Origin of the sequence: Nakamurella deserti (assembly GCF_003260015.1) — a bacterium.
Classification (GTDB): domain Bacteria; phylum Actinomycetota; class Actinomycetes; order Mycobacteriales; family Nakamurellaceae; genus Nakamurella; species Nakamurella deserti.
In genome coordinates this window covers 250,653-274,530 of sequence record NZ_QCXS01000002.1, presented here as the reverse complement: position 1 = coordinate 274,530, position 23,878 = coordinate 250,653, and the positions used below count along the sequence as shown (strand labels likewise).

The window sequence follows — 23,878 nt, the reverse complement described above, 5'->3', positions numbered from 1 at the left end:
GCAAGGATCGGCCGGCAGGTCGTCCACAACTTCACACCCCGGGTGATTAGCTCAGCGGGAGAGCACTTCCCTGACACGGAAGGGGTCACTGGTTCAATCCCAGTATCGCCCACCATTGCGAAAAGGCTTCCAGCAACGGAAACGTTGCCTGGAAGTCTTTTCGTTATTTCGCCCAGGAGTTGTCGCAGGTTCACCTGCTTTGTCAGTTGCCCCTATGCGGTTCCAAGGGTTCCGGCGTACTGCAAACCGGGTGATCAGAAGGCTGGCCAGGGCGAACTCCGATATGGTGGCAGCCTGCTTATACCCGCGCCAACAAGCCGGACTGACCCGCACCGTTGCCGCATCCCGATCCTCTGATGCAATCAGGATAGGGCGCCGAATGAGTGGACCAGTCATCGAAGAGCTCAACCGCCACCACGGTGTGTCGAGCTGGGACTTCTCGATCGGTTGAGACTCCGCAACTCTGCACGCCGGACTTCTGGCTGGTCTATGGTTTCGACGGGGACGCGACCAACACACACGGTCGCCCTCGCCGGTCAATTGCCGCAAGTCCGCAACGCGTGACGTGGCCTGAGCAAGAGGCGGTCATCTTGGCGAATGTTGTTTTCCTTCACGGTGTCGGAGGCGCAAGTCCAGAATCCGCGTGGCTACAGCCACTGAACTCGGGCCTGGCAAGCCAGGAAGCCCCTCGGATAGGTGAGCCGACCGACAGCATCTTTCTTCCGGATTACGGCAATCTTTTTGCGAAAACGCCGTCAGGCCCGGAGGCGCTAGAGACTTCCCGCAAAGACGACGAGAGAACGTCACTCGAACACAGGCTGACCTTCTGGGCGCGCCAGAAAGAGCTGGAGCGGGTCGTCCGAAGACATGCGGAATCTGAGGAAATCGTTGGCCTGCACCGCGTTCCGGGTCCGGTCGTCGAGCCTCTTGCGGGCGTGGCAGAACTACTCAAGTTCGAAGAAGTCACGAAGTTCATGAAGATGCCGGCCATGAGATCTGCGGTCTACCGTCATGTACTTGCGCAGCTGCCGCAATCGGGCCACATCATCCTGGTCGCTCACAGCCTCGGCAGCGTCGTTGCGGCAGGGCTGCTGCGGCGACTACCTGCCGAGTTGACAGTGGACCTGTTCATCACCATCGGCAGCCCCCTGGGCATACCTCGTTACCGGTCTCACCTGGGCGCGCTCGCGTCCTCCTTTCCCTACCGTCAAGTGCACCGGTGGCTCAACGTGCACGGCCTGCGTGACTTCGTCACCGGCGGCCGGGGGGTCGCTGGCAGCATCAGTTCCGCGATCGATGTCGCCATTCAGACCCACGCACACTCCCTCGGCGCTTACATGTCGCATCCTGCGACGGCAGCAGCGATCCGCTCAGTCGTTTTCCCGCTCGATCGACCAGCGTCTGGTGCTGCGACAGCCAACAACCGGGCCGTCGCGCGTCCTATCCACGAGGCGTGGTTCCCCCTGCTGCTGGGGACGGCATTCACTCACCAGTTGGCGAAGTCGCTGCCGACGGGCGAGTGGAAAGCTCGCCTGAGGCTCGATGCAGCGAGGTCGGAGGTTGCCCGGCGGGCCGTCGATGACATCGTCGGCAAGCGCGCGCAGCGAGCGGAACTGATCCGTTCGATGCAGGAAAGAGGGGTGTCGTGGGAGCCCCGTCAGCTCACAGATCATCCTCTGGCCGACAACCGCTACCCGACCCTGTTGGACCTGACAACGGGCGCGGCATCACTTCTGAGAGGCACGTGGGATGACGAAGATCTCTTGGCCCTCGCAGTGGGATTGCTGATGCAGCCGCTTGTAGATCCTTTCGACGTTCAAGCGGACCTCAAGCAGAGGCTTCCAGCATTGGTGCTCACTCTCAACGTGGTCCGCGACCATCGCGGAGATCTGGCAGACCAAACATATGCACATCAGGTGAGGGACTCCCTTGTCTGGGCCCAAAAGCAGATGGTCGAGAGCAAGTTCCCATGGGGCACCGTTCTGATCGGTACCGGAGTGGTCGTCCTGGCGGCCACCGGAATCGGGATCATGCTCGCTGCACCCGCCGGACTCGCGGGAGCGGCGGTGGTGACCTCTACCCTCGCAGCCTTCGGGCCTGGGGGCATGGTCGGAGGGTTGTTGACGCTGGGAGCGTTGACTGGCTCGGCCAGTGCGCTGGGCGCCTTGGGCGTCTCAGCTGAGTTCGAGGCTGACGACGCTGAAACGATGCACACCGCAGCAGCAACTGCCCGCATTGTCGCGGACCTGGCTCCCCTGTCCCCGGAAACCCTGACAGTGACCCTGATCGGAATGCTGGCCGTCATTCACGCTCAAACCCAGTTGCCTGGGTTCCGGAGCACCGAGCCGTATGCGCGAGCAGTCGTCACCGCGGCCCTTGACTCCGTCCGGGCCGAGCAGTCGATTCATGAAGAGATTGCTCCGGGGGCGGACGGGACGAAGAAGTGGCGCCGAAAACAAGATCTCTTGGTACGTGCACTCGCAGCGCTTGACTCGTTGACGTCAGTTCCTGAGGTCGGACTCCAATTAGAAGCACGAAAGGCGCTGGAGACCGGGCGCCCGCCCACTCAATACTGACCACGTGATCTGTCGAGGCATCGTGCGTTCACCCCAGTCGTGCCAGGCTCCAACCTTTCGAACCCGTCCCGCAGTGAGGCCAGGTGCCCGGTAGTGACTCTCCCCTTGGTGTCAGCGCTCCAGCGCGCCTTGCGCAACGGACCACTCCCCATGGCCGAGCTCGAACGCGTTCTGGACCAAATGGGGTTCGGGCGGGTACCGAACTCGTCGGTGTGGACGATCTGCCATGAGCACGGCATCGCCGACCTTGCGGATCGCACGTGGATCCCCGGGGGTGGTCAGCGACTGATCCGCAGCGCGAGCACGCCCGTAAGGCCGGTCCCGACAGCAATCTCGTCGCCGAGCCGCCAGCGGAGCGCCTCCGCGCGAGCGACCGACACGAGATCAGGCACCTCAGGGAAACGCTCGCTCTCACGGGTCACGAACCTCAGAAGGCAGCCCCTGTCCCCGCGAAATGGGCAGAGGTCGCGAACGAGGCAGCAAGGGCCCTGACCGACGAGCTCGACGCCGTCTCCCGACGTCGCACCCAGACTGACGTTCCTCGCAGCGGTGGTTCCGTGGTCGCGACAGGCGCGTCTCGGGTGGTCATGCGCTTCGACACCGACGCCGAGTTGGCGTCGCGGGATGGGATGTCAGCGACCTTGATGGTCGACCAGCAATCGATCGACGTGGAGATCGTGTCGCAGTTCGGATCGACAGTCACGCTGTCGCTACCGATTTCCGCACCTCGACCGAAGACGGTGCGACTCAGGTGCGACTTGTCGTGGCTCTTGTCCGCCCAGACTCGTCGGTTCCGCGAACTCGCTGCGAGCACGGATGGGTTCGACCCGCACGCGGCGCTGGCGGTTGTATCGCGTAGCGACCCTGGTGGACGGTCGGTGTCACCGACGCGAAACGACCGTCCTCTCAACAACATCTAGAGCTCGGCGGTCGATCACGGGCTGGCTGACCAGCTCACATGGTTGTGGGGGCCACCCGGCACCGGCAAGACCACGACCTTCTCGGTGCTGATAAAGGAACTCCTCCAGGCAGGCAAGCGTGTGCTGCTGGTCGCGCCCACGAATACCGGTGTGGACATCGCCCTCCAGGGCGCGCTCACACGACTGGGCAGGTTCCGGCCTGGCCAGGTAGTCCGGGCCGGCCAGCCGAGCGACATCTCACTTGTGGATCGGGCAGACGGAAACGTGCTGATCGAGGAGATCGCAGCGGTTCGAGGCGTCGCTGTCGGACGTGCACACGGGGAGGTGTCGAAGCAGATACGGAAACTGCAGGCTGAGCAGTTGGCGGTGAAACGTGACCCCAGCGGCCACCGTCGACGACTCAGCGACATCCAGCTGGAGCTTGCAGAGGCCTCCGCCTACGCCAAGGCCTTGAAAGGGCTCATGGGAGAGGTCAAGCGTCAGGTCCGCAAGGACGCACGGCTGGTGGCGGCGACGGCGCATCAGTTGGCGATGACGACCCTGAGCGGTCTCCGATTCGATGCCGTTGTCGTCGATGAAGCCAGCATGCTGCCAGCTAGCCTGACGATGTTGGCCGCTGGTGCAGGTCACGGACATACCGTCGTCGCCGGCGACTTCCGACAGCTCCGGCCCGTTGTGCTGGCGGAGTCCGGACCGGCGCACGACTGGCTCTACCGGAGCGCTTTCGGGGCCAGCGGTATTGCGAGCAAAGTCACATCGGCCACTCCCCCGACAAACCTTGTGGCTCTCAACGTACAGCACCGAATGGCGGCAGCTGTTGCCGATGCGGTGAGCGCCGGATTTGACCCGGAGAATCCATTGATCACCGCTGGCAGCGTGCTCACTCGGTCCCCCGGCTCCATCGATGACGACCCCGATCGTCGTTGTCGACACCACCGCCCTGAGGCCTCGGGTCGGTAGGGCGAACGGACTCGGATCCAGATACAACCTGATGAGCGCCCTGGTATCGGCGGCTCTCCACGAAGAAGGAACCCCTGTGTGGGTCGGCGCCGGCCCTGATCACGCCTTTCACTCCTCAAGCGCGATTGTTGGAGGCGCTGGTCGGCGATGGCCACGGTTTCGGAATCGGGTCGACCGTTCACCGCTTCCAGGGTGGTGAGCGGGGCGTCGTCGTCTTCGACACAGTGGACGCGCCGCGAGGGGTCGACAAGCCGCACCCTTGGTTTCATGAGAGCAGCGACAGTGCCGACGGACCTCGACTCATCAACGTTGCGGTCAGCCGGGCGAGGGAGCGCCTCGTGTTGGTCAAGGACCGAGCGCACCTTGTGGGAAAGACGGCGCGGACGGATCCGCTCGGCCGCTTCTTCAGAGCAGCAGTACGCGATGCGGACTTCGTCAATCCCCTAGAGCTGTTGCAACGAGCTGGCTTCCGACAACCTGACCTGCACCAGCTCCTGTCGGACATCGATGCCGCGGTCTCCACGGTCCAGGTCTGGTCCGAATCGGTCACCGGTCCCGCAACCTCGCAGGTTGTCGGCCGCCTCGCGGACGCAGCCCGGCGAGGCTGTCGGGTATCGCTGTGGTTCACTCCGCCGGGGAACGGCGATCTACCCGATCCGCTGCGCCCGTTGATCAACTCCGAAGTGCGACTTCGCCCGTGTGTGCCAGTGCGCGAGGCAGTGGCCATCGTCGACGACGTCGTCTGGACCTCGTGAGACGCCATCCTGGGAGTCAAGCCCGGCACCCTCCTGCGATATCGGCATGCCGGGGTGGCCGCTGCGGTGCTCAGGACGCTGCAGCGACGCGAACTGGCCGGCCATGCGGGCCACGACGGCTTCGCAGGTCGGTGCGGTTGCCGGCGTCTTATGGTTCGCTTCGAGGCGATGCCCGCCCGCAACGGTTGCCTTCACTGTGGTGATGTACTGCTCGAGCCGCCCCGGCGCACAACCGCTTACGCAAAGAAGTCGGAGAGACGATGACGGCAGCGTGGACCGAGCCGGAGATCCGCTCGGCAGCGCTCGCGTGGCTCGAACGAACGTCGTTCGGCGGCGAAGTGCCGTTGACCCGGGCGCAGCTCGCCACCGACTTCATCGTCGGCGGCGAGCGTTTCCCTTTGATCGACCGCGGGCGCGGCATCCGAAAGCCGGCAGGTTGGCGAGCGGCCCTGTCCATCGCCACAGCTGCGCCCAAGTCCGGCCGAGCGCGCCCATACGACGACGTCGAGGGTGCTGACGGCCTGCATCGGTACAAGTTGCGCAGGGACGACGGCGGGTCCGCTGAGAACAACGGCCTACGCGCTGCTCTCGCGCTGGACCTTCCGCTGGCGTGGTTCTACGGCCTTGAGCCCGGCATCTTCCAGGTCATCAGCCCTGTCTATCTCCGCGAGGAGGAACCCGAGCTCGACCAGTTCTCCCTGACGCTGACGGACATGCAGCGCATGGTCCGGCCCGGGAGCCCGATCGAAGAACGCATGCGCCGATACCTCATCCGCGAGACGCGTCAGCGCCTCCATCAGCCGGTGTTCGCCAGTCAGGTGATGCTGGCCTATGAGCAGCGCTGTGCGGTGTGTGCCTTGAACCATCGCGAGCTCTTGGACGCCGCCCACATCATCGCGGACAGCCAGCCCCACGGACTCCCGATTGTCCCCAACGCGCTGGCACTGTGCAAGATCCACCACGCCGCTTACGACCGCAACATCATGGCCATCCGACCGGACTACACCGTCGAGATCCATCATCGGCTCCTCGACGAAATCGACGGGCCGATGCTCCTGCACGGCCTGCAGGGTCGGCACGGCCAACCCCTGATGGCTCTCCCGCGCCAACGGCGCGACAAACCCGACCCAGTGCGTCTAGAGGAGCGGTACCAGGAGTTCCGTCAAGCCAGCTGACGTCGTTCAACGCGTCATCATCGCGTTTGGCGGACTGACCCCAGCAGCCCAGGGAAGCTCGCAGTCCTGGGCGAAATCGACCAAATCCGTGGCTACAGCCGCGATCGGCCGGAGCGTTAAACTCAAGCTAGTCACCGACCGGTAACCCTTGTGTTGCATCGACGACCGGCGGCCACCGTCGTCCACGAGCGTGCCACAGGCTCGGCGCTCCTGTAGTCGAAGATCCGAGCGAGCGGGCTCGACCTCCCTCATGTTCGCAGCCTGGCGTCGAAGCTCGGCCTCGTTCCGGTGGCACCCGGAAGGCAGCGTGACGGCATCGCCTGATCCCCGTCACTTCAGTAGTCACCCGTGCTGGTGCAGCGGCTCCGCGCCGGCCCACCCGAAGATTTGAGACTCAGCGATACACCTCGGCCCACGGCGGCTAGCGTTCGTCAGGTACGACATGTCACAGGCGGGCTCCGCATACCCTGTTTTCGCCGGGCGAGAGCGTTGCGGGATTTACATCCTCGAATTTCGGGACGGCATGCGCTACGTCGGCCAAACGCGAGACATAGTTAACCGGTATACGACGCACCGGCGGCGTTACGTTGACATCCACGCGCTGCAGTTTGCATCGTGCACCGCGGCGGAACTCAACCAACGAGAACGAGAAACAGTCCGCATCCAGGAACGCACCTACAGCTTGCGCAACTTGAACCCGACGGGCCAGCCTGGCGGGGCTTTGGACCTGGAGACAATGGTGGCAGAAGGTAAGAGCATCACACTCCCTGGGAACCGCGCAGAGCGGCCCCAATCGTACGCGACGCCTGCCCCGAGTAACACGAGTCAACTCGATTCAGCCGCACGTGCTTCGTCCACCTCAAGAACTGCGTACAACAAGCTACGTTTGCGAGAGGGCTACCCCGACCTCACCGCGGCGCTCGGAATGTATCTGGTGCAGGCGGTGCCCGCCCCTGGCGACACGCAAGGCGCATGGTCTCTCACGGCATTACCCAGAACGAGCCGTACTGCGAGTACGCGTCGACTGGCGACCCTCAGCATCGGACAGATGGAAACGCTGTTTGTCATCAGTCGCAGCCGACCCAGTGGCCGACAGGAAACCGCGGTCTACATCAACCTCTGGTCAGATCCCAAGCTTTATCGACGGCTTTTCCGACTACGCTCTAGATCATACCGTCTGACATTTTCTCCCGGTACCCATTCCATTTCCTATCCGGTGACAACTGTTCGATTTGACAACTACACCTCCGCACCGGCCGAACTCTTGCACGACTTCTTGGCAGACGCCGCCTATCATCGCAATATTGCCCTCATGCGTCAAGGCTCCCGGATGTTCAGCCGGTTCCACAATGCCTACTTTGCGGCCGATGTACTAAGCTCGTCGACCTTTCGTGACGTTGCCACCCGCGCCAGAAAGTCTTCGGCGGATCTATCGACGATCGAGACTTCAAGTCCGCGGATCTGGAGACGAAGCTCGAGCGGCCCCAGGTGAAACCTCGCGCAAGCCGGGCAGCAGCAGGTGACATTTCAGCAGCCGGACCACTCTTGCTGCCCGGGAAGCCCTCGACTGCACCGGCGACCCCGCCTGGTGAGTGACCGGCACTGTCGACGGACAGCAGCTCACAAGTGGCCTTCACACGACCTCAAGTCAGGTCGTCGTGCGTGTCCGCGTCACCCGTTCAGCGTGTCAGATGCCGGCCCCTGCGATCCGGGCGCCGCCGGAAACAGCCGCTCGCGCTCAGCGGCAATGACTTCGCGAGCCAGCTGGGCCTCGGACACATCCACGGCTTCAGGCGCACTCGCTGCGGTGTCGCTAGGCCTGGCGAATTCATCGAACAGAGCGCCCTTACGAGCCAGGATCTCGGTGACCCTCACATCGACCCCTTGATCCGACAGCAACCGGTGGACCTGGACCGAGCTGAGCTGACCCATGCGATGAGCCCGCGCGATCGCCTGCCATTCGACTGTCGGCTTGAGCTGCGGCTCGCAGATGATCACAACGGATGCCTCTTGGATGTTGAGGCCAACCCCTCCGGCGACGATCTGCGCCACTAACACGGCGCTGCCCTGGGCTGCAGAGAAGTCGTCAACCAGTGCCTGCCGCTTCGGGGCCGGCACAGATCCGGTGATCGGCCCGAAGACCTGCCCAGGCAGCAACTCGACTGCGCTCTCGAGCACCGCTCTGAAATACGAGAACACCAGCACCTTGCGTCCGTTTTCCCTGGCTTCATTGACGAGTTCGACCAGACGCTTCATCTTCCCCGACTGATGCCCAGCCGCAGCGGCTGCTTGCCGCATGGCCATGAAATTCGATTCCCCAACGGCGCGGCGGTAAAGTGCGAGATCTTCTGGCGTCATGGGTACCCATTCATCGACCTCGATCAGCGGTGGTAATTCCTTGAGGACATCTTCTTGATTCCGCCTCAAGTACGCGGGCGCCACTTGTTTCCGGAACCGAGCTGGAGACAGTTCACCAGCATCGACAGTCAAATCCGGCCGCAGATAACTGATCAGGTTGCGGAACTCCTCGGTACGATTTTCCATTGGTGTACCAGTGAGGAGTACGGCGCGATCCGCCAGCGTGATCAGCTCAGCGACGCGGCGCGAGCGGTTCGCGTCGGGGTTTTTGACGTAGTGAGCCTCATCGACCACCACACAATACAGTTTGGGCACTGCCAGGAATTGGTCGCGGCACCATCCCAGCGTCTCGTACGTTGTCACCGCTACACCTCCGTCAGCTGACCATTCGTCGGCAGCCAACTGACGACCCGGCCCATGCAGCCGATGAGGGGTCAGCTTCGACTTCTCCGACACCTCGCGCATCCAGTTGGCTACGACAGCTGCGGGGCAGACAACTACCGCATGACGTTCGCCCTTCGCGTGCAGATGCGCCAGCACAGCGAGGGCCTCGAAGGTCTTGCCCAAACCCATCTCGTCCCCAATGACGACCTTCTTCTGCACGAGGGCGAAGCGCGCTCCGAAACTCTGATAGCCGCGGAGCGATCCGATCAACAGTTTGTCGCTCAGTTTAAATTTACGAATCGCTTCCAGGATGTGTTTTGGCAGGTCGCCCAAACTCTTCTGGTCGTCCTCGGCCAGCAAGCCGAGGTCCGACAAAAGGGCGTAGTAAGCTGCAGGACGCGCAATGAAATCTGCCCAAGGATCGACCCGATTACCCGCCTGCAAGTGAGCGCGAAGTTGGCGGGCACGTGCGACAACCAACTCGACATCACTACGCAATTCCGATTGCGGTCGCCGCCCCGCGTCGAAGACTGCGACATGGCTGACGTGCCGATCGAAGCCGCGGGCGAGTGGGGCGAGCCTCCAGGCGGCTTCTAGGTCCCGCGACGCAGCTCTTAGGTCGCGGACGGACTCCCATGCCGAAAGGGCCCTCAACAGCTCAGTGGCCGCAGGACCGCGGGCAGACACGTCGATCTTGAGCGGCGTCTCGTCGAGAATTGTCTTCCAGAGGGTCTGAGCTGCACCTTGCAATTGCTTGGCTGAGGCGTCGCCGATTCCACGCAGGCGCACCAGCCGGTCGCCTGACGTGATCACGTCGAGCACGGATGTGATCCCCGCTTCGATCAGTGGTCCTGTGAGGAGCCGTCCTCGTGTCGCCTCGCGGAGTCGCTCCACCGGCATTGTCGCGATCAACGCGCGAGCGGCGGCGCCCCTGACCTCAGCTGCCGCCGCGACCGCTTCGTCTCGTGTGGCGTCGCCGCTGGCGAGCGCCTGTTGGATTGCATGTACAGCCGTTGGCAACTCTGCGAACACGCTTCCGTTGGCGATCCTCGCGTTCGCCCCGAGTGATCCGAGACGAGCACCGAGACCCGTCCGTGGTTCCAGAACCGAGGACATGTCGACCGGCGAAGGGCCATCCACCTCCGCATCCAGGCGCCGCAAGGTAGCTTCGACTCCGCGCGTCGATGAATCCGCGTGGTAGTCAGCAAGGAACGCTGCAGCTGCAGTTGCGGCTTCACGTTTGTCACGGCCCGAGAACCATCCGCGAACGCCCTTGATCTTCGCTTCATTTGCGAGCGCTTCCGCGACACGTGTGGTCAGGACCTCAAGGACTGCGTCGTCGCCCGCGGTGATGACCTGCATCCGAGAGAATTGCAGAACCTGGCCAATCCTTTCTCTCTGCTGCGAGCGGATCAGAAGAACCCGCCATCCAGGACCCTGGGCCGACGGCACCTCTAACGCGCCCTTCACGAGCGACGACACAGCATCGTCGGCCGACCGCTGCAGGTCAGCTCGTCGCTTCCGGATCGACCGGGCCGCCTGCACCCAGCTCGACAGCTCTTCCGTGATCGACTGCATTCGTCGCTTGTCGATGGGTTCCACCCCGCCCCCTGCCGCTCCTGCAGATCGCGTCACACCACCTGGGAGCCACTGGCCACAGCACCCAAACGCGGCCATGAGCCCCTGGATCTGGTTGAGCACCCGTTTCCCGCAGCTACCTGACCTGATCGTAGGAGGCCCCGCTGGCCAATTCGCGCCCGTCGGTTGCTCAGACACACCGAAAGTGACAATCGGACCACGGACTGTCGGACGGCTCCCATATGGTGCGTGGGTGACCTCGACGACGACACCCCACTCGGATGAGCGACTTCGCACCTCGGTGCCCGAGGTCGGGCAGCTCGTCAGCGTCCGCGCCGCCAACTGGGTGGTGACCGCCGTCCGACAGCAGAGCCTGACCCGCAGCAGCGCTGACGACGCTGTCCAAGAGCTCCAGCACGCGGTGACCCTGCAGAGCGTCGAGGAAGAACGCCTGGGCGACGAACTGCGTGTGGTGTGGGAGCTCGAGCCCGGACGCAGCCTTCACGCCGCCCGCGGACTTCCGACCCGCATCGATGCGACCAAGTTCGACGACCCCAATCGACTGGCAGCGTTCATCGACGCGCTCCGATGGGGCGCCATAACCAGCGCTGACAACCAGACGATCCAAGCCCCGTTCCGCAGCGGAGCCAACGTCGAGGCCTACCAGCTCGAGCCACTCGTACGAGCGCTGCGCAGCCCTCGCGCAAATCTGTTGTTGGCAGACGACGTCGGTCTCGGCAAGACGATCGAGGCGGGGCTGGTCATCCAAGAATTGTTCCTTCGGCACCGCGCTCGCACCGCGATCATCGTGTGTCCTGCTGGTCTGTGCCTCAAGTGGCAGGACGAGATGGACCAGAAGTTCGGCCTGCGCTTCGAGATCATCAACTCGCAGACGATGAAAGACGTACGCCGATCACACGGCATACACGCCAACCCGTTCACGCTCTTTCCCCGGATCATTGTCTCGATGGCGTGGCTCCCTGGTCAGCGCGCTCAACGGCAACTACGCGATGCCTTCGGGTCGACGACGGAAAGGTTCGTCTTCGACATCCTGGTCGTCGACGAGGCCCACCACGTAGCACCGAGCAGCCCGACTCGTACCGACGCGGCTGGTGTGGCGCGGCAGGGATACGCCGTCGATTCCCACCGCACGCGAGCGGTGCGAGAACTCGCGGAGCGGGTCGAACACCGCCTGTTCCTGTCCGCAACGCCCCACAACGGGTACACCGAGTCCTTCACGGCACTTCTGGAGATGATCGATCCCCAGCGGTTCGTTCGTGGCAAGACGTTCGACGAGAAAGCGCTGAAGGAGGTCGCTGTTCGCCGCCTCAAGCGGGACCTGAGGGAGGCCCAAGGCTTCGCCGAACGCAAGGTGCTTCCGCTAGAATTCGAACCCTCCGCGGGCGAGTCAGAGGCTTATGACCGGCTCCTCGCCTTCACTCGACGTCGCGACAAGGCGGTCGCAACAGGGAGCGGTAGTCGCAGCGCGAAAGACCTGACGACCCTACTGCTCAAGAAGCGCTTCTTCTCTTCGCCGGTCGCTTTCGCTCGCACCGTCGACGTTTATCAAAGCACGCGTAGTCAAGGTCTGAACGTCGACTTCGACATCGAGTACGACGAGTTGCTGGGCGCGGACGCAGATGATCTCGAAGAGGGAAAGCTCGACCAGCCTGAACTCCAAACACTCGCGCAGGCAACAGGGACACTGCCACCCCTCACGGCGCAAGACCAGGCTGACTTGACGTGGCTCAGCAACTGGGGACACGCCCAGGAAGGGAAGGCGGACAGCCGCCTCCAAGCCCTCATCGCATATATAGAAGGCGAGTTGCGTCCAGGCGGTCACTGGTACAACGAGCGCCTCGTGATATTCACCGAATACGTCGACACCCTGGGATGGATCCGCGAGATCTTTCGTCAGAAGGGCTACGAGAACGATCGCATCGAGATCATCGACGGCGGAACCGATCCCCTCAACCGCGAGCTGGTCCGGGAACGCTTCAACGAGGACCCGGCGAAAACCAAGGTCCGGATCCTGCTTGCCACAGATGCCGCTGGCGAAGGTATCGATCTACAGAATCACTGCCACCGATTGGTGAACTTCGACATCCCGTTCAACCCCAACCGGCTCGAGCAGCGCATCGGTCGGATCGACCGATACGGCCAGACCCACAACCCCGAAGTGCGTCATTTCGCGCCCGCGTTGAGGACCGACACCCCGTACGCCAAAGACGTCGAGATGCTCGCCCGCGTGGCTCAGAAGATCTCCAAGATCATGCAGGACTTGGGATCGGCCAACGAGATCATCGCCCCGGACATCCAGCGTCAGCTAGGCGGAATCGAGGTCGTCCCGCGCAAAGCCAAAGCAGAGAGAGATCCGATTGCCGGCGTCATGGCAGGAGACCGAGTCAAGAACGCCGATCTCACGCGGTTGGAGCAGGATCTCGCCGACAGTCGGAACAAGCTGCACCTCCACCCGGCCAATCTGCAGCGGGTGGTCGAGACAGCATTCGTTTTGGAGAAGCTCCCGCCCTTGGTGGAAGTCGGATCCGGCCGCACCGAGGTGCCAGTCTTCCACTTGCCTTCTCTCAGCTCGGCGTGGGAGCCCGTGACGCGTGGGCTACACACCCGCCTCGATCCGACGCGCGCGAGGCCCATCGCCTTCAATCCTGATGTCCTCCGCGAAGATCCGGATGTCGTCTACATGCACCTGGGCAGCCCCTTGCTGCAGCGCACCACCCGTCGTCTCCGGTCTGCTCTATGGGGGAGTGACAGCTCGCTGTCCAGAGTCACTGCGATGGTCGTTCCGGACCTCGACGAGTCCTTCGCGGTGGCGGTGACCCGTCTGGTACTCGTGGGCCGAGCTGGTCTCCGACTTCATGAGGAGGTCTTCCTTGCTGGAACTCGCCTAGCTCGTCGACAGGCGATCGGGGAGCACCGCGCTGAGGAGCTCCTCGAGCATGCCCTCGACAGCGGCGGCTTGCAGCCTGTTCCGATGAAGTTGGCTGCAGAGCTGGCGACGGCCTGGAACGATGCTGCTGCCGGCGGGATCGCAGCTCGTGTTCGTGAGGCCATCGATGCGCGTGCCAAGCGGCGCCGCGACGAGGTGGGCAGTCAGCTCGACGCCCGCAGGGAGGGCGACCGAGTGCGGATAGTCGAGATCTTCGACCGGTTCGGCAGCACCCTTCGCGACGCGCTGGGCGAAGCGACAGCACTCGACAATGACAGCCAGCTCGGTCTTTTCGATGACGAGCGCCGTCAGACGGCACGCGACCTTCGAGAGATTCGCCGGCGGATCGATTTGATCCGCGACGAACGACAACGCGAGATCGATGCAGTGGAGGCCCGCTATGACGAAGTTCGTGCCTGGGAGTTCCCGGCCGCCGTCGTTTTCGCGCTCTCCCCGAAAGACGTTCAGGACGGAGTTGTCATCCGATGAAGCCCAAGACGCCGACTGTCACGGAGCTGCACAAGGATTGGCTGGCCCAGATCGAGACCGACGGGCCCTTCCTGGCACTTCCGGTCGTCAAGGACATCTGGCCCCAGGGCGTCGACCGCCTCGGTGACGCCGACGACCGAACGGTCACCTTCAAGCAGGCGTACGTGCAATGGCAAAGGGCTTTCGACACCTACACGGCAGACTCTAAGAGTGCCGATGCGAGGGCCGACTATAAGGTAGTCAACCGCGCCTGGATCGAGCTGGTTCTCGATCGCCTTGCCGGCTGGCAAGACCTCCGGCTGGATGCAGATGACCAACGGCTGTCTGCACTTCGGATCAACTCCCCCGGCGGCGAGATCACCGTCCGTCCCAGCGGAGCGCTTGAGGGGCGGGACGGCGAACTCGCCGTTCTCGTGCTGTCGGGCGACCCGACCTCCGACTTGCGCACCATCGGGCTCGATGGTTGGGCGGCCACCGAGATCGACCGGATGGCCGCGCTCCTGCGCCAAGCCAGGGTCGAGGTCGGAATCGTGACCGACGGGCAATGGTGGGCAATCGTCTGGGCAAAGGACGGAAAACCCACCGGATCCGGAATAGTCAACGCGCTGACCTGGGCCGAGGAGCCCCTTCTTCGTGACGCTTTCTTGACTCTTATCGACCAGCGTCGCTTCCGCGCCAAGGACGCAGAGCAACGGCTTCCACGGCTCTTCGAACGAAGTGAACTGGAAGCTGAGGAGATCACCGAAGCACTCGGAACCCAGGTTCGCCGTTCCGTCGAGCTGCTCGTGCAGGCGTTTTCAGAAGCGCGCCTCGCTGCCGCTGCCGCCGGCGAGCCCGACCCCCTAACGGATGAGCCTGACGCCATCTACCAAGGTGCCGTCACCGTCATGATGCGGGTGGTGTTTCTGCTCTTCGCGGAAGAACGGGAGATGCTGCCCACCGAACAGCTTTACTGGGATTCGTACGCTATCCGGGACTTACTCCAGCAACTTAAGACAATAGCGGCCGATGGTGAAGAGCGTCTTGACACGAGCTTCAACGCCTGGCACCGCCTCCTTGCCGTTAGTAACGCCTTATTTTCAGGAGTGAATTATGACGAAATGCGCATACCGGCCTACGGGGGCTCACTCTTAGACCCCGCGCGTTTTCCTTGGCTGGATGCTGTAGACCATCGAGGCAACCTTCGATTGATAGTTTCAGACCGCGTAATGCTGCATGTCTTCGACTCTGTTCAATCTGTCGATGTGAGTAACGACCGCCGTCTCATATCTTTCCGTGAGATTGACGTCGAACAAATTGGCTATATATATGAAGGTCTACTCGGATACACATGTCAAATCGTCACGGGTGACGTCGTGCTGGGCCTAGTCGGAAAGAATGGCCAAGAGCCCGAGATTCCGCTCCAAATAATTGAAGGCCTCTATCAGGCCTCGGACATCGACGGCTTTGCTGCGAGCCTGGTTAACTGGTTTAAAGTAAACCAGCCCGCTGCTATCGGTCCATCCGCTGGGACGATTAACAAGCTTTTACTCCAAGGATTGAACGGCGACAAAAAGGCTGAGCTAATCCGGCTGTTAACACCGATCGCCGGTTCTGACCCCGTCTTAATGTCACGATTAGTCAGGTGGGGCAGTCTGATCCGCCGCGATCTTCGCCGTATTCCCCTCGTCCTTCCTGTCGGCGGACTTGTCGTTATCGAGACCCCGTCTCGAAAAGACGCAGGTGCACACTACACCCCTCGAATTCTCGCTCAAGATGTGGTCAAACATGCATTAGAGCCTCTCGTGTACGAGCCTGGTGCCTGGACCACCGCTGACAAGAATCTTTGGAAGGTCAAGTCCAGTACCGCGATTCTTGATCTACGCGTCGTAGACATCGCCGTAGGCTCCGGCGCCTTTCTTGTGGCTGCTGCCCGCTTTCTTGCTGACCGCGTCGCAGAGGCGTGGACCAGGGAGGGGAATCTAAGCAAGGAGGAGAGAACTAGGCCAAATCTGGCAGTAGCGCGCGCTATCCGCGAAGTCATTGCTCGATGCCTTTACGGTGCGGATATCAATCCAATGGCTGTCGACATGTGCAAACTTTCCTTATGGTTGATTTCGATGGACAAGGCCAAACCATTTTCTTTCGTGGACGATAAGATCTTTTGCGGAAACTCACTGTTCGGCCTCACCAGCTTGAATCAGCTACGCGCCGTACACATCTATCCGGAAACACAAGGCGGCGGCAACCTTCTTCACGAGATCATTGACGTCGATGGCAGGGTCGCCGAAGCAGTTCGCTTGAAGCAAGAGTTGGCGTCTCCGGTGGACGAACACGATCCTATGCGTTCGACGCGCAGCAAGCTGTCACTGATGAACCAGGCGCAAAAAGCGACTGAGGAGCTCAGCCTCATTGCCGACGGTATCGTCGCGGTGGCCTTACATGTCGGCGGCAAACCCGGTACCCAACTCAATGCCAAATATGTGAGCTTGAGTTTAGATTTGGCGAGAGCACTCCAAGATCCAGTTTCCACGGGAAGTCGAAACTTGGTCGAGAAGCAGATCGACGGGCTTTTGACACCTGAGACACGGACCGATTACAAACGATGGCGGCCACTTCACTGGATCTTACAGGCACCACAAATCCTGGTGGAGCGCGGCGGGTTCGACGCTATTATTGGAAATCCTGCCTTTCTACACAGCAAGAAGATATCAACTGCGTACGGTGTTAACTACCGCAGCTATCTTCAGGCCGTACTGGCCAATGGCATCAAGGGTAATGCAGACCTCGCCGCATTTTTCCTTCTGAGACAGGCGCAACTGGCCCGGAAATCATCTATAATTGGTTTAGTCGTGACAAAGTCCATCCAGCAGTCGGCGACTCGACTCGTTGGATTGGAGCAGATATTGAGAAAAGGCGCAGACGCTACAATCAGCCAGCCATTTGATTGGGGCAGCGGAGAGGCTTCTGTCTCAGTCGTTAGATTTTGGTTGCGGTTGCGCGAGGACAGTACGGAGCACACCGTGACCGAGCCGATCAGACCGCCGGGCGTGCGACCAGTTAACGCTTTCGTGGGAACCTATCCAAACGGCGAGGGTTTCAGAGTCTCAGCGGGGCTCGCAGCATCGTGGATGGAAGAAGAAAAAAGTCTAAGCGAAGTGCTTTACCCTTATGTTCGGGCCGGGGACCTGTCTATCGGCGATCTCAGCGCCCCATCAGAATGGATCATCGATGTGCATGGGCTGCCTGAGAAGTTAGCCCGAACTGCAGGACCGGCTTGGGATCATCTTGAGCAGTTTCAACGTCCATGGCGCCAGCAGCCATCGACTAAACCCCGCCTCAAGGAGCACTGGTGGTGGTTCGAGGCGGCAGCCGATAAATTGTACGGCGAGCTGTCCTCTGTCGACAGGTGCATTGTGCTGCCAAGGACCAGCAATCTATTAATGCCGAGGTTCGCATCAGCTTCGCTTCATTTTGATATGGGCGTCGTCGTTTTTCCATATGACAGCATGACCCTTTGGGGCCAAATTGCTTCGAGTCTTCACTATCATTGGACTCTGAGCTTTGCGGCGACAACTCGCGACGATCCCAGCTATGCGCCGAGGCGAGTCAGCGACACCTTCCCATGGTTACATCGCAGCCGTACGGACTTGGCTGCGACGGAAGCTTTCGAAGCCTCATTGGAGCGCGGTTGTCTGGAAGCGGGAGGGCTACGCCCGTTGATGAATATGTTCAACAGTCAGAATCACGTGGGCGCATCAATAACTGAACTCCGCGACTCTTTTATTAGGATGGATAAAGAAGTGCTGGGGTGGTACGGCTGGAATGATATCCACCCACAGTACAGCGTTCGGAAGCGAAATAACCTGCACCGGTTCACAATAGATGATGATTCTAGAGTTGAGTTGCTCGAGCGACTTCTAAGGCTGAACCATGACAGATCCTCCGAGAAATGAGCGAGTCGAGGACACAATCGATGACTAAACGTAGATCCACAGTGGTCAGATCCGAATTAATTACGCTTATCAATAGAGAACTGCTTGGGCCGCGGGGTGGCAGCACTGAAGAGATCGCGGGAACTCCACGCGGTCGTTACGCAGTGGGCGCCCTAGCGCCGGTAACAGTTGATCCGTCTTTAGCGGGGCCGTCGAGAGGGAGTGACACCGACCCAGACCAGGGAGGCAACCCTAACGAAACTGGGTTGGGCGTTAATGATGGCGATCCAGCAGTTTCGGGTCAACGCGGAGTCCCTGTGATTACGGATGAAGAGACCGGCAACGCGGATGATTCGGAGGATCGTGACGAGGGACCTAAAGGGGCTTTGACCCACCCGTCAGCAATGGGCCTTCGCTTTCAGGTTCCCCTGGATTGTGGATTGCTCGCGGTCAACGCTGCTTGGGGTCGCTACGAAGGTTTCCGCCAGGAGAACTCCGAAGGTCGGCGGGTCCTGTATTCCCGCCGAATTCCAGGCGCGAAGACCGTGAAAGTCGACGTTACAGGACATTATAACTACGTCTCGCTGGAGCCCTTTCCACTCGACACTGACGTGTCTTTGCGGGTCGAGCTCTTTCCGCTCAAGGATCGAATCATTGTGGAGCTCGCCCTGTCGAATGACCGAGTCACCGGAATGGATGCACCTCCCGGCGACTGGCTCTTTCAGACGAGGATCCAGGTCGAAGCGAACAACGGCGAACCGGTTTTTCTACCGACTCGGGACGTGCTGGACAGTGGGTACGACGAGCTTGACGAGGAGCGGCGCCGGCTTGACCTGCAGTACCGGCACCGACTTGAGTTTGCCATCGGTAGAACCTGTTCCGTCACCTGGGTGCAAGCAGACGATCCTGTGCGCCGCGCGACGAAAGTGGAAACGACATGGCTTCCGACGGCCGACGTTCCGCAGACGATCGCTGGCTCAGCAGGAACAGCGGTCATGCTAATGCGTCGACTAGCCGAGACCTCTGCTGCCGACGTCGAAGGTGCCTTGGGGCCACTGATCGACGGCTACTCGACGTGGCTCGACGAGCAACGCGACGCCACCTTGAATCTTCCTGAGCATCTTCAGGTCATCGCCTCAGAGGCAATCGCCGAAGCTGAAGTCGTCGCGGATCGTCTGAGGGAAGGCGTGGCCTTGCTGAAGCGCGGCGGCCAAGCGCTTCAAGCGTTTCGATTCATGAACCGCGCGATGCGCGACCAGCGCATTCGTAGCCAAATCGCAGCGAAGCGCGCTGCGAACGAGGGCTTGTCCATCGCTGACGCCATAAAAGAGATTGAGGCCGACGGCGATAAAGCCGCATCTTGGCGGCCCTTTCAGCTCGCTTTCATCTTGCTGCAACTCCCCGCACTGACCGACCCCGCTCATGCGATCCGCAGTGGCGACGCCGCCAATGTCGAATTGTTGTTCTTCCCGACCGGTGGCGGCAAGACCGAGGCTTACCTGGGCCTCGCCGCGTACGTGTTCGCCATGCGCCGACTTCAGGGCAAGGTCGAAACCGAGAGCGGTGTTCTCGACGGCGGTGACGGCGTCGCGGTCCTGATGCGTTATACGCTGCGGTTACTGACGTCTCAGCAATTTCAGCGGGCCGCGGCGTTAGTCTGTGCAGCCGAACTGATTCGCCAGGAAGACACTGGAACCTGGGGAGCCAAGCCGTTCAGCATCGGCCTCTGGGTGGGGTCTGCGGTGAGCCCCAAGCGGTATACCGCGGCACGGGATCAGGTCAAGGCTGTTCGTGCCGACGACAGCCAGCGCGCCTATGGCCTCACTGTGCTGCAGTTGCAGCGCTGCCCATGGTGCGGCGAGAAGATCAACCCCAAGCGAGATGTGGGGGCAGTCGAGACCACGGAGCGGATCGAGGTCTTCTGCGGCGAGCGACATGGGCTGTGTCCGTTCTCGAAAGACGGCGACGCCGACGGGGCGTTGCCGATCATCACGGTCGATGACGAGATCTATCGCAACCCACCGACATTCTTGCTGGCCACGGTCGACAAATTCGCGCGCCTCGCCCGAGAAGGCGAGGCAGCGAGTCTGTTCGGTTATGTGGCGGAGTGGTGTCCGCGTCATGGCTATCGTCACCCCGACTCGCAGGGTGGCTGCTCCGGTGCGTCACACAACGCCAAAGTCGAGAGTGGCGTCACCTACCCCAAGGTCACAGTCCAGAAGGTCGCGCGCTTACGACCGCCGGACCTGATCATCCAAGACGAGCTGCACCTGATTACCGGCGCGTTGGGTACGGCTGTCGGCCTCTTCGAGAACGCTGTGGACCTGTTGTCGTCCTATCGCCGGAACGGGCTGACCGTCCGCCCGCTCATTATTGCGTCGACAGCTACAGTACGGAACGCCGAAGGCCAGGTCCAAGCACTGTACGGCCGTGGTGTCGACGTATTCCCACCACAAGTTCTCGACGTCAGGGACACATTTTTCTCTAAGGAAAAGACTGTGTCCGATGCCGATCCCGGACGTAAGTATCTCGGTGTTTGCGCACACGGCATCCGGCTCACACTGGCCGAGATCCGCCTCGCTGAGGTGCTACTCCTCGCCGGGCAGAAGCTCTTCGACGATCACGGCGATGCTGCGGACCCCTATCTCACGACGGTCGGATATTTCTCGGCCACCCGAGAGCTGGCCGGTATGCGGCGCTACCTCGATGACGACGTCACGACTCGTGTCACCGGCAACACCGAGCCATTCCCTCGACGCACCAACGACTGGGAGCGGCTCGAGATCGGCGAACTCACGTCTCGCATATCCGCCGAGGACATCTCGAAGACTCTCGACAAGTTGTCCCTCCCGTTCACCGCAGACCGTTGGAGCACCAGGGGCAGGGATGAGTTCAGGAAACGAAATGCTGTGCTGCGCGACTCCGGTAAGCCAACCGAGCCGTGGGGGGTCAAACCGTACGACGTCGTGTTGGCCACCTCGATGCTCCAGGTCGGCGTGGACGTACCTCGGCTCGGGTTGATGATGGTCGTCGGTCAGCCGAAGAACACAGCTGAGTACATCCAAGCGTCGTCTCGGGTCGGCCGCGATGCTTCCAAGCCAGGTTTGGTCGTGTCGCTCGCGAACTGGTCGCGACCACGAGATATGGCGCACTTCGAGCAGTTCCGCCACTATCACGAGACCTTCTACGCCCAGGTCGAGGCGCTCAGTGTCACCCCCTACTCGGAAACGGCAATGGAGCGAGGCCTCACCGGGGTATTGGTCAGCGTCACACGTGTCACCCAGGCAGCCGGCGGAACCTCCTCCATGTCCGCAGAAGTAGGCGCCGGCCAGATCCTGAGTGGTCTCGCAGCAGTGGAGCAACTGATCGAGCAACTCATCGATCGAGCAGAACCGGCTGTCGACGACATCGCATCCGCGGAACGAATGCGCGGGAAGCTCCTGCAGCGGAAAGACCGTTGGTATGAGAAGGCCTCCGGAGTCCAGGGCGCCCTCGTCTACGAACGCAAGCCGAAAAACAAGGTGACGTGGCCGCTGCTGATCAGTCCGGAAGATCAGGTTCCGCAGCCGGCCGACCAGGTGTTCGTGGTGGCCAACTCGATGCGCGAGGTCCAACCGGAGATCAACCTGCTGGTGAGTCCGAGCCCCCAGCGTCTCGCGTTCAAGGAGCCGATCGACAGTCCGAGCTGGTCATTTCCGTTGGGGGCGAACAAGCCGTGAGTGAACCAACCGCGGTTGCACAAGAGGCCGACCTCGGAGCAACGCTCACACCGCCAGAGCCTGTTGTCTCGAGCGTGGAGCTTCTAGATCCAATCCAGGACGTCGAAACGAACAAGCCCAAAAACCGGGCACGCGTTGGATCTGTCAGGCCTTCGGCCTTGCTCTACACCAACGGCATCGGCGCGACGGTCGACCTACCCCACCTAGCCGTGATGCCGCATGGAATCGACGCTTGGGAGCCGATCTACGCCAGACGGCCCGGCCCAGTTGACACCGTGCTCGAACCGCGATTGCTCGAGTTGGTCCGGTCACACATCGGCAACCAGGTTGCGCAGCTTCGAAAACCACCGTGGGCCCCGGAGGAGAAGGGGCACAGTGCAGGCGACGCCGTCGATCTGGGCATTCCGGGGAGGATTTTCCCGCAGTGGCTCCGTTGCACTGGGTGCGGGTTACTGGCGCCGGTGTCGAACGAGCAGTTCGCGTACACGAACACGAATAGATTTCGTCCGGATCAGGCGCAGTTCGAACACAAGTCATGTACTGGTTGGGCTGGTCAAGCAAAGACAGCGACAAAGCGCAAGGCGACCCCGCAACCTGCAGTTCCAGCCCGTTACCTCATCGCTTGCGTCAACGGACACCTCGACGAATTCCCTTATGTAGCTTGGGTGCATCGCGGTGGTTCATGTCCGAGTGGCCCATTCCCCCGCCTGCGGATGCGTGAGTGGAAGAGCAACCTCGGTCCGGACGTCCAGATCATGTGCACGTCATGCAACAACGCACAGCGCGGCATGCTCGAGGCGACAGGCCCCAAGGCTGGGGACAAGCTCCCCAATTGCCGCGGAAGACACCCGCACCTGGACGCGTTCTACCCGTGCACACAGCCAGGAAAGTTGATGATGCTGGGTGCAGCGAACCAGTGGTTCTCTTCCACACTGAGCTTGCTGGCACTCCCCCGCGAGGAGGCTGCGTCGGCTGCAGATCTGGTGCCGATTTTGCAAGCTCTGGACAAAGAGACTCTTGGTGACGTGTCAGGACCCGGCGAGCTGAAAATGTTCCGCAAATTGGTCGCGATGGCGGTCAAGACCGACGAGCTCGCAGCTGTCACCGACGAGGTCCTCTGGGAAGCAATTCTCCTTGCTCGGGGCGAGATCGAACCCCCCGTTGTCGAAGCGGTCAGGCGCACCGATCCACGGACGATCCTTGCACCCGAGTGGACCGTTCTGACCGATCACAAGAAGTACACGCGGCACAGCGGATCACCCGATTTCAGGGCACTACGCCGGGATGTTGCCGGTCACCTCACGGGACCCATCGCTGAAGTCGTCGCGGTCGAAAAGCTCAAGAAGGTGAACGCCTTCATCGGGTTCACTCGTATCGACGCGCTTGACCGTATCGATGACGCGGCGACAAGAGTCGCTCCACTGGCCCGCAATGGCAAGCCAACCTGGGTCCCGGCAACTGAGGACCGAGGCGAAGGCGTCTTCATCCAGTTTTCTGAGGAGCGCATGGCAGCATGGGAGGGCGGCGTCCTGGGCCTGCCGGTGTGGGAAGCCTTCCGCCGGGCCCACGATCGCAACTTCCGACGGCGCACCAGCAAGACTGCCGGTGACATCAACCCCGACTCGCGATTTCCCGCACCGCGGTATTGGGCCATCCACACTTTGTCCCATCTGTTGATCCGAGAGGCTGCGATGTCGAGCGGCTACGGATCGGCAAGCTTGACCGAGCGGGTCTACGCCTGGCCGGGCGACGCAGACCATGAGCCCGCTGCGGGGTTGCTGATCAGCACCACTGCGTCCGACAGCGAAGGCACACTCGGCGGGCTCGTCGCTCTCGCCCGGCCCGACAAGCTCGAAAAGATCGTCTTCGACGCGCTCCGTCGTGGTCAGCGGTGCTCCTCGGATCCGATCTGTTCGCACCGAGTGCCAACGGGCAAGGAGGAGTTCCTGCATGGCGCGGCGTGCCACTTTTGCTTGTTCCTCAGCGAAACGAGCTGTGAGCGGACCAACCGGTTCCTCGACCGCCGTCTCTTGCTCGGTCTTCCTACTGACCCGACGGTCCGTACTCCGGGCTTCCTGGAGTCCATGGTCGAGGTGCGCTGAG

At 61.7% G+C, this 23,878-nt stretch carries 8 protein-coding genes, 1 tRNA gene and 1 pseudogene; 9 read left to right on the top strand and 1 reads right to left on the bottom strand.

Going from position 1 to position 23,878, the window contains the following annotated elements:
* Nucleotides 1-40: 40 nt before the first annotated feature.
* From DB033_RS01485 to DB033_RS01460, 5 genes and pseudogenes are all read left to right on the top strand, one after another.
* Nucleotides 41-115, top strand: a tRNA-Val gene (locus DB033_RS01485).
* 445 nt (nt 116-560) lie between these two features.
* Nucleotides 561-2,576, top strand: a complete 2,016-nt coding sequence (locus tag DB033_RS01480; RefSeq protein ID WP_157970445.1) for a hypothetical protein — start codon at nt 561-563, stop codon at nt 2,574-2,576.
* 935 nt (nt 2,577-3,511) lie between these two features.
* Nucleotides 3,512-4,456: pseudogene (locus DB033_RS01470) on the top strand (AAA domain-containing protein); the annotation flags it as partial.
* Between the two features lie 74 nt (nt 4,457-4,530).
* Complete coding sequence (locus DB033_RS01465; RefSeq protein WP_111765140.1) at nt 4,531-5,211, top strand: AAA domain-containing protein; 681 nt, start codon at nt 4,531-4,533, stop codon at nt 5,209-5,211.
* Between the two features lie 260 nt (nt 5,212-5,471).
* Nucleotides 5,472-6,386, top strand: coding sequence for an HNH endonuclease (locus tag DB033_RS01460; RefSeq protein WP_111765139.1), 915 nt, complete (start codon nt 5,472-5,474; stop codon nt 6,384-6,386).
* Between the two features lie 1,671 nt (nt 6,387-8,057).
* Here the strand turns inward: DB033_RS01460 and DB033_RS01455 are convergent.
* Nucleotides 8,058-10,730 carry a DEAD/DEAH box helicase gene (locus DB033_RS01455; protein WP_111767148.1) on the bottom strand — a complete coding sequence of 891 codons (2,673 nt, stop codon included), beginning with the start codon at nt 10,728-10,730 and terminating at the stop codon, nt 8,058-8,060.
* A 229-nt stretch (nt 10,731-10,959) separates the two neighbouring features.
* On the opposite strand from DB033_RS01455, the gene drmD reads away from it, so the two are divergent.
* From drmD to DB033_RS01435, 4 genes are read left to right on the top strand one after another with little or no spacing between them, the layout of a single operon-like run.
* Complete coding sequence (drmD, locus tag DB033_RS01450; protein WP_205843599.1) at nt 10,960-14,142, top strand: DISARM system SNF2-like helicase DrmD; 3,183 nt, start codon at nt 10,960-10,962, stop codon at nt 14,140-14,142.
* A complete protein-coding gene (locus DB033_RS20475) occupies nt 14,139-18,077 on the top strand; it encodes an Eco57I restriction-modification methylase domain-containing protein (protein ID WP_157970442.1) in 3,939 nt (1,312 codons plus the stop codon). Before drmD ends, DB033_RS20475 begins: the two co-directional genes overlap by 4 nt.
* On the top strand, nt 18,074-21,775 hold the full coding sequence (gene drmA / locus DB033_RS01440) for a DISARM system helicase DrmA (RefSeq protein ID WP_338066241.1): 3,702 nt from the start codon (nt 18,074-18,076) through the stop codon (nt 21,773-21,775). Before DB033_RS20475 ends, drmA begins: the two co-directional genes overlap by 4 nt.
* A complete protein-coding gene (locus DB033_RS01435) occupies nt 21,772-23,877 on the top strand; it encodes a DrmB family protein (protein ID WP_338066240.1) in 2,106 nt (701 codons plus the stop codon). Before drmA ends, DB033_RS01435 begins: the two co-directional genes overlap by 4 nt.
* Nucleotide 23,878 lies beyond the last annotated feature (1 nt).

Excerpts from the sequence above, each read along its gene's own strand:
- DB033_RS01460 (WP_111765139.1), top strand. The coding sequence starts at position 5,472 with ATGACGGCAGCGTGGACCGAGCCGGAGATCCGCTCGGCAGCGCTCGCG.
- DB033_RS20475 (WP_157970442.1), top strand. The coding sequence starts at position 14,139 with ATGAAGCCCAAGACGCCGACTGTCACGGAGCTGCACAAGGATTGGCTG.
- drmA (WP_338066241.1), top strand. The coding sequence starts at position 18,074 with ATGAGCGAGTCGAGGACACAATCGATGACTAAACGTAGATCCACAGTG.